This is a genomic window from Phycisphaerae bacterium, from assembly GCA_018003015.1.
Taxonomy (GTDB): Bacteria; Planctomycetota; Phycisphaerae; order UBA1845; family PWPN01; genus JAGNEZ01.
The window spans coordinates 64,377-71,553 of sequence record JAGNEZ010000033.1 but is presented as its reverse complement, the minus strand read 5'-3'; the positions used below and the strand labels follow the sequence as shown (position 1 = coordinate 71,553).

Annotated in this window: 5 protein-coding genes and 1 pseudogene; 1 reads left to right on the top strand and 5 read right to left on the bottom strand. The window is 62.9% G+C overall.

What is annotated here, in order from left to right; translation table 11 throughout:
* Positions 1-860 (bottom strand): family 43 glycosylhydrolase (locus KA354_15135; GenBank protein ID MBP7935975.1); only part of this gene is annotated, 860 nt, incomplete at its 3' end.
* 115 nt (positions 861-975) lie between these two features.
* Here KA354_15135 and KA354_15130 point away from each other — a divergent pair.
* Complete coding sequence (locus KA354_15130; protein ID MBP7935974.1) at positions 976-4,611, top strand: NPCBM/NEW2 domain-containing protein; 3,636 nt, start codon at positions 976-978, stop codon at positions 4,609-4,611.
* 3 nt (positions 4,612-4,614) lie between these two features.
* Here the strand turns inward: KA354_15130 and clpX are convergent, their stop codons facing one another.
* The 4 genes and pseudogenes from clpX to KA354_15110 form a co-directional block, all read right to left on the bottom strand.
* Positions 4,615-5,913: an ATP-dependent Clp protease ATP-binding subunit ClpX gene (clpX, locus tag KA354_15125; protein ID MBP7935973.1), complete on the bottom strand. Its 1,299-nt coding sequence runs from the start codon at positions 5,911-5,913 to the stop codon at positions 4,615-4,617.
* A 73-nt stretch (positions 5,914-5,986) separates the two neighbouring features.
* Positions 5,987-6,349: a hypothetical protein gene (locus tag KA354_15120; GenBank protein ID MBP7935972.1), complete on the bottom strand. Its 363-nt coding sequence runs from the start codon at positions 6,347-6,349 to the stop codon at positions 5,987-5,989.
* A 142-nt stretch (positions 6,350-6,491) separates the two neighbouring features.
* On the bottom strand, positions 6,492-6,875 hold the full coding sequence (locus tag KA354_15115) for a lipid-A-disaccharide synthase N-terminal domain-containing protein (GenBank protein MBP7935971.1): 384 nt from the start codon (positions 6,873-6,875) through the stop codon (positions 6,492-6,494).
* A gap of 103 nt (positions 6,876-6,978) precedes the next feature.
* A pseudogene (locus KA354_15110) lies at positions 6,979-7,059 on the bottom strand (SEC-C domain-containing protein).
* Between the last annotated feature and the right edge of the window lie 118 nt (positions 7,060-7,177).

The following is a 7,177-nucleotide window of genomic DNA, read 5'->3' as shown; positions in this document are numbered from 1 at the left end:
CGAACCCACGAATGCCCACCGCCACTCACGTTCACCCGCCGTCTTCCTGATCCTGACACTCCCCCATCGCCACCGCTCTTCATGAAATTCCGCTGGTACACACGAGATCGCCCCGGCTCCTGCCCGACGTGATCGAAGGAGTCCTTGCCGAAAATCCCTGCACACAGCCCGGAGTGATGACCCGGATCCGGATCCGCACCGGTCGTCTTGAGCCAGTGGTAACCCTCGGCCAGGCCGCTCATGTCGGCTTTCATCCGGGCGATCTTGCCGCTGTGCCAGAGGAAATAAACCGATCCGTCGTCGTCCTCGAAAAGCGAGGCGTCAATCTCATCGCCCATGCGCTCGGCCGCCTGAACATCCACGTAAGGTCCCTCCGCCCTGCCGCCGGTACTCTTGAGCAATCCGCTGCCGGACGTCTTGGCCGTCCCGTCCCAGCCAGGCAGGCTGTAAGTCAACCAGAAGGTGCCCTTCAGATAGTGAATCTCCGGGGCCCAGAGCGGCTTCTTCGCTTCAAGATAAGGCTTGTGCCAGGGGCTTGCGCCGTACCGCCAGACCATCCCGAGCGGCTCCCAGGCGGCCATATCCTTGGACTTCCATATCTTGATACCCTCGTTGTAGGACCAGAAGGGCGGAACCGTCCCCGTCAGATACCACGTTCCATCCGGCCCGCGGCAGACGGAGGTGTCACGAAGCGGCATGTCCCCCAGCCGACGCAGGCCGCTCAGCGGGCCATCTCGGACCGCGGCTGGCAGCCGGGCCGGAGCCGACACCTTCTCGCCAGCGAGTAGATGAGCCCCCCCCACCGCCAGCAGGGCGAGCAGTCCAGCATAACGATTCACGCTGATCGAATCTGTACACATCGCGTCAACTCCAATCTGGATTGTGTTAGCAACCCTGATGGTCATTCCTCTTTCAACACGGTATGATCCCTCCTGACTGGTCGGTGTTCGAGATTATTCCACTAAGGAGGCTGGAATGTTCGCTTTGTCAACCATTTACTGTGCAGTTCTGAGTCTTGGCCTCGCTGCCCAGGCGGCCAATGAGACCTCAGCAGGCGGCAAAAGCCCGACGACGGAGTACCTCTCCGAGTTGCCGGGACGGTTTCTGCTCACGCTCCAGGCGTGGGGCGAACTCGGCATCAACACCTGCGCCCACGCGCCCGGACAGGCCGGAGAGCCAATGAAGATCGGCCAGAAGACCTACGTCAAAGGCCTTGGCCACCACGCCTCCGGCGAGATGGTGATCGATCTGTCCGGCGAATACGAGCGGTTCGAGGCCGAGGTCGGCGTGCAACCTCTGCCCGGCGCCGGCAGTGTCGTCTTCCAGGTCCTTGCGGACGACAAGCAGCTTTTCGACAGCGGGATCATGAGGTCCGGGGGTGAAGCCAAGCTCGTGTCGGTGCCGGTGGGCGGGGCCCATGAACTCCAGCTCATCGTGACCGACGCCGGCGACGGCATCAGCTGCGATTGTGCCAACTGGGGAGAGGCTCGGCTGATCCGGGCGGCCCATCCCACCGCGGTCACGCCGAGACCACTCCTGGACGTGGCTCCCTTTGCCCGCGTGGTCACCTGCGACCCGAAGCGAACCGACGGATCACGGGCCAACCGGATCCAGGAGTACCACGCCGAAGACATCTACCTCGAGTCGCCGCTCAAGCCTGACGCCCAGGGTTCCTACACCGTGCCGGCTGACGGCACCTACGCCGGCTGCATCGGCCTGAAGTGGCTGGAGGAACGAAGGGTCAGGCGGCTGGTCGTCGAGTTCGCGAAGAACGCCGCTCCGCTTTCGCTGGACGAAGTACAGCTACAGTGCTGGACGGGCGAGTCTGCATGGCAAGGAAACTGGAAGCCGCTGGACGCCAAGGTCCAGCAGAACGACAACAGCTGGATCATCGAACCGGACTGGTCGAGTTGCCCGGAAGCGCGCGGGGCAACACGCAAGCTACGCGGGTTATTCCCCACCAGCCCAACGCCAATCATCATCAAGTCACTGACCGCTCTGGCTCCGACTCCAACCGAGGAGGTCACCCTGCTCTGCCAGCTCGAGAACGCCCAGAGCGGCCAACAAGGCCGTATCGAGTTGTACAACGGGCAGATCCTGGGCAGCGGCGGGGCGAACGCCATCCGCGCCGACTGGAACCTGAAAGAACCACTCCGATTGAAAGTACGCTACGCCAAGTCCCGGCGATGGAAACCGGATCGAACCGTGGTTCGGTTTGAGCTGCCGGAAATGGCGTTCGGAGTGGCCGTCCAGGACGTGCTTGAGAACGACTGCGTCTACGTTCGCGATGCCGGGCTGTTTGTCACCACCGATCCGGCCAAGGTGACGCTGCCAGACTACCTCAAGAAGGTCACCGGGCAAGAGACCATGCTCGAACGGGTCCGGAAGCTGCCCGACCAGACACTCGCCCAGGCGATGGCTAGGGTCCACCACCCTCAGCAAGATGTCCTGCCCACCATGCTCTCCCTGGCCTGCGACAACCACAAGTGCGTGGTGTACCGCAACGGCATGATCCGATTCAGCAGCGATCCGCGGACCGACGATCAGATGCTCAGCAAGTGCCTCGAGTTGGGATGCGAACTGCGGCCGGTGTTCGGCTCGGGGAAGAACGAGGGTCTGAGCCGCCAACTGGACGAAGGCTGGTACCCCATTCCCGTGACCCGCGTGCGAGAAGAGGGGATTCTCTACCAGCAACGGACCTTCGTGGTCCCGGTCGGCGACAGGGCCACCGGAAACGAATCACTCTTCGCCCCCCGCCCGTCGGTGTGCGTGGCGGAGTTCACCCTAGCCAACGAATCACAGGCCGAGGCAACGGCATCTCTGGTCCTGACGGTGACGGCAGACATCACCAAGCGCATGCCCGCAGACTTAAGGACCACCAGTGCCAGCGTCCTTGCCCAATCAGGTGATCGGCTGCTCGCCACCCTCACAGCGGAGGAACCCGGCGGCCTGAAATTCGAAACGCGGCGCGGCGCCACCCGACTGACCGGCAAGCTGCCGCCCAACGGAGCCGCCAAGCTGGTCGTCGTGATCCCTCTGCTTCGTGCCGCCCGCGAACAGATCCCCCCGGTCGTGGACACCGCGGCCGCGATCGCTCAGACCAAGGCCTACTGGCGGCAAATGCTGGCATCAAGCATGCAGATCGAAACGCCCGACGCGTTGCTGAACAACATCATCCGGGCGTCACAGGTCCACTGTATGCTCGCAGCCCGCAACGAAGAGGCCGGCCGGCGCGTGGCCCCGTGGATCGCCTCGGTCCACTATGGCCCGCTGGAGAGCGAGTCGCACTCGATTATCCGAGGAATGGGCGTCTTCGGACATCAGGAGTTCGCGGAACGATCTTTTGACTACTTCATCCAGCGTTTCAGCAAGGAGGGATTCCTGACCACCGGCTACACCCTGATGGGTACCGGCTGGCATCTCTGGACGCTTGGCGAGTTCTACGGCCTGACCCGAAACGAGAAGTGGCTCAGCCGGATCGCCCCCGAGATCGGCCGGGTGTGCAAGTGGATCCTCGCCCAGCGAGCCAAAACCAGCCACCTGGACGCGCTCGGCGAGAAACCGCCGGAATACGGGCTCATGCCACCAGGCGTAATGGCCGACTGGAACGCGTTCGCCTTCCACTTCTGCCTGAACGGGTACTACTGCGCCGGGCTGCGCGAGGCCGGCCAAGCCCTCGTCGATGTGGGCTACCCCGACGCCGACAAGTTCGTGCAGCAGGCCGGCCGGTTCACCGAAGATATCTTCCGGGCGTACCGCTGGACACAGGCCCGGACACCCGTCTATCCACTCCAGAACGGAACCTGGGTACCCGGCTACCCCTCCCAGGTACACAGCGCCGGGCCACTCAACGACTTCTTCCCGGGCCAGGACGGCAACCGGAGTTGGTGCTACGACATCGAAGTCGGCGCCCATCACCTGGTTCCGTTCGGAATGCTCGATCCGAAGAGCCGCGATGTGACCTGGATGATGGATCACATGGAGGACGTGCAGTTCCTGGCCGACGGATGGTTCGACTATGCGGCCGTGGATAACGCCAAGGACCCCTTCAACTTCGGCGGTTTCGCCAAAGTCCAGCCATACTACTGCCGCAACGCCGAGATCAACGCCCTGCGCGACGATGTCAAGCCCTTCATCCGCTCCTACTTCAACGCGCTGGCTTCGTTGGTCAGCGCCGAAGACCTCGCCCTGCAGGAGCATTTCCACGGAGCGGCGGCCTGGAACAAGACCCACGAAACCGGCTACTTGCTGCATCAGAGCCGACTCATGATGGTCATGGAGCGCGGCGACGAACTCTGGCTCGCTCCCTTCGTAACCGATCAGTGGCTCAAGGACGGCATGACCGTCGGCGTCAAAAACGCACCGACCCGCTTCGGCCCCGTCAGCTACCGGATCGAGTCTTCGGTCAAGTCTGGAGTCATCAAGGCCGAACTCGATCCTGCCACCAGAACGCCGCCAAAAGCCGCTGTCCTGAGACTGCGACACCCCGAGGGTAAGCCGATCAGGCAGGTCGCCGTCGAGGGACAAGACGCCAGCGGCTTCGAGACAGGGAAAGACACCGTTCGGATCCTCAAGCCGGATCGCAAACTCATCGTACGAGTGGAGTACTGAAGGTTACGCCGATTCCTTCCGCAGGGTTCGCTGGCTGAAGAGGTCCACTTGGCCGCGGACAACCTCCTCGGTCACCAGGTAGCGGCCATTGTTGCCTTCCTCGGGCAGGCGGAAGAGCACATCCAGCATGATCTCTTCCATCACCCCCCGGAGAGCCCGGGCCCCGGTGTCACGCTGCATGGCCTTCTCGGCAATGACCTGCAGGGCTTGGGGAGTGAAGTCCAGTTCGCAGCCTTCCATCTCGAAGAATCGACCGTACTGGCGAACGAGGGCGTTCTTGGGCTCCGTCAGGATGCGAACCAGCGTGGACTGGCCCATCGGCTCCAACGCAGCGATCACCGGCAGACGCCCCACCAACTCGGGAATCATGCCAAACTCGACCAGGTCTTCGGGAACGACCTGGGCCAGCAGATGGCGGAGCTGCGATACGTTGTCTTCGGTCTCCATCTCGCTGGAGAAGCCGATGGCCGCGTGCCCGATCCGGCGGGAGATGATCTCCTTGAGGCCGGTAAAAGTGCCGCCGCAGATGAACAGGATGTGGGTGGTGTCCATCTGGATGTACTGCTGTTCGGGATGCTTGCGACCGCCCTGCGGCGGGATATTGGATATGGTACCCTCGAGCATCTTGAGCAGGGCCTGCTGAACGCCTTCGCCGCTGACGTCGCGGGTGATACTGATGTTCTGGCTGGTCTTGCCGATCTTGTCGATCTCGTCAATGTAGACGATCCCGCGCTGGGCGGCCTCCAAATCGTAGTCGGCATTCTGGAGCAGGCGCAGCAGGATGTTCTCCACATCCTCGCCAACGTAGCCGGCCTCGGTGAGCGTGGTCGCGTCTCCGATGGCGAACGGCACGTTCAGCATGCGCGCCAAAGTACGGGCCAGCAGAGTCTTGCCCGAGCCGGTCGGCCCCACCAGAAGCACGTTGCTCTTGTCGATCTCGACGTCTTCTTCGTCGGCCGCATCGCTGTGCGCCAGCCGCTTGTAGTGGTTGTGCACCGCGACGGACATGCAGCGCTTGGCGAGCTCCTGGCCAATGACGTACTGATCGAGGAATTCCTTGATCTGACGGGGAGTCGGAATGGAACCAGCGGCCTGACGGGCAGGGCCGGTGCGGCGCTTCTCCTGCTTGATGATGTTGTGGCAGAGATCGACACAAGCGGCGCAGATGTAGACGTCACCCGGACCCTCGACCATCGGGCCGGCTTCTCGCTGCGACTTGCCGCAGAAACTACAGGTCGTGGTACGGCGCCCACCCCCCTTGCCGCCGCTGCCACCAGTCTGTCCGCTACGCGTTCCCGCCATCTGGATCCTCTCCCTCGGCTCGCGGGCCAAGGCCCGATATTGCTGTCCGTGCTCGCATACGCGTTAACTATCGTCAGCCGCGAGGTGGCTCCCTTAGATCAAAATCGACCCATCCCTGCCGCCGGGAGCGATCGGATAAACCGCCCTCAGAAGCCGTGGAGTTGGGTCGGCCACCCCGCAGCGCGGCGATCATCGTTTCCCGGAGGGTCTGATACTCGACCTCGTTGATCTGGCCCGATTCACGCATCTGTCGCAGATCATCCAGCGTCCATGGGGTCCGGTTGGCCTCCACCTCGTCGTCCGCCTGAAGCCAGCGACGGCGATAATACCAGAGGCCTCCGAACAGGACAACCACGGCCCCCATCAGGATCAGGCCCCAGACGATGATCTGGTTACTACGCGTCGCCGTCAGAGCCGCAACGATCCAGTCCACCATGATCCTCCGTCAACGGTATTATAGGACATACCAGCCGTTCTTTCCTGTCCCCAGTCGCGAGAACCGGGGCCCAACCACCCATGGCCGGCCCACCCGGCATCGCCTGACCAGCCCACCAGTCCCCGCCTGAGCCACCCCCTACTCACTCAGCCCCTTGGCCGTCGTGGTCCGGCAGTTCCTCCTGCAACCCTCGCGCCCGCCGTCGCTGTTCGATCCTCCCCCGCCGACCATAGATCAGCATCAGGTTTCGCGCGTAAATCGTGCACGCCAGAAGCTGGCCAAGCATGAACACCGGCTCAGCCATCTTGACCGCGTACACCAGGGTCAGAAGGCCGCCGATGAGCGACAGGTACCAGAAGGCGACCGGAACAGTGCTGCGTTTCCGCTTCTCGCTGACGATCCATTGGACCAAAAACCGGCCGAAGAAGACCCCCTGAGCAACCATCCCGAACACGAACCACGGATCGATGATCTTGGCCAGGAGCTGAGCGAGCCACCGAGATACCGCCCCCTCGTCGGCGGCCATCAGCGGACCGGGAATCGCCATCAACACGAGCCATGCGACCGCGGCACCGCGCAACATCTTTCGAATGTCGGTCATTCGGTTGCCTCGGCCCCGGCACCCCACGTTACTTGCCGCAACACTTCTTGTATTTCTTCCCTGAACCGCACGGACACGGATCATTGCGGCCGATCTCCGACTTCTCCTTGTGGATCGGCTGAACCGGTGGCGGCAACGGCTGTTCGTCCTCGCCGGGCAGGCCCGCTTTGATCTGAGCTTCCTTCTCGCGCTTCTTGTCGAAGCGGCCGGTGATCTCTCTGTCCTTC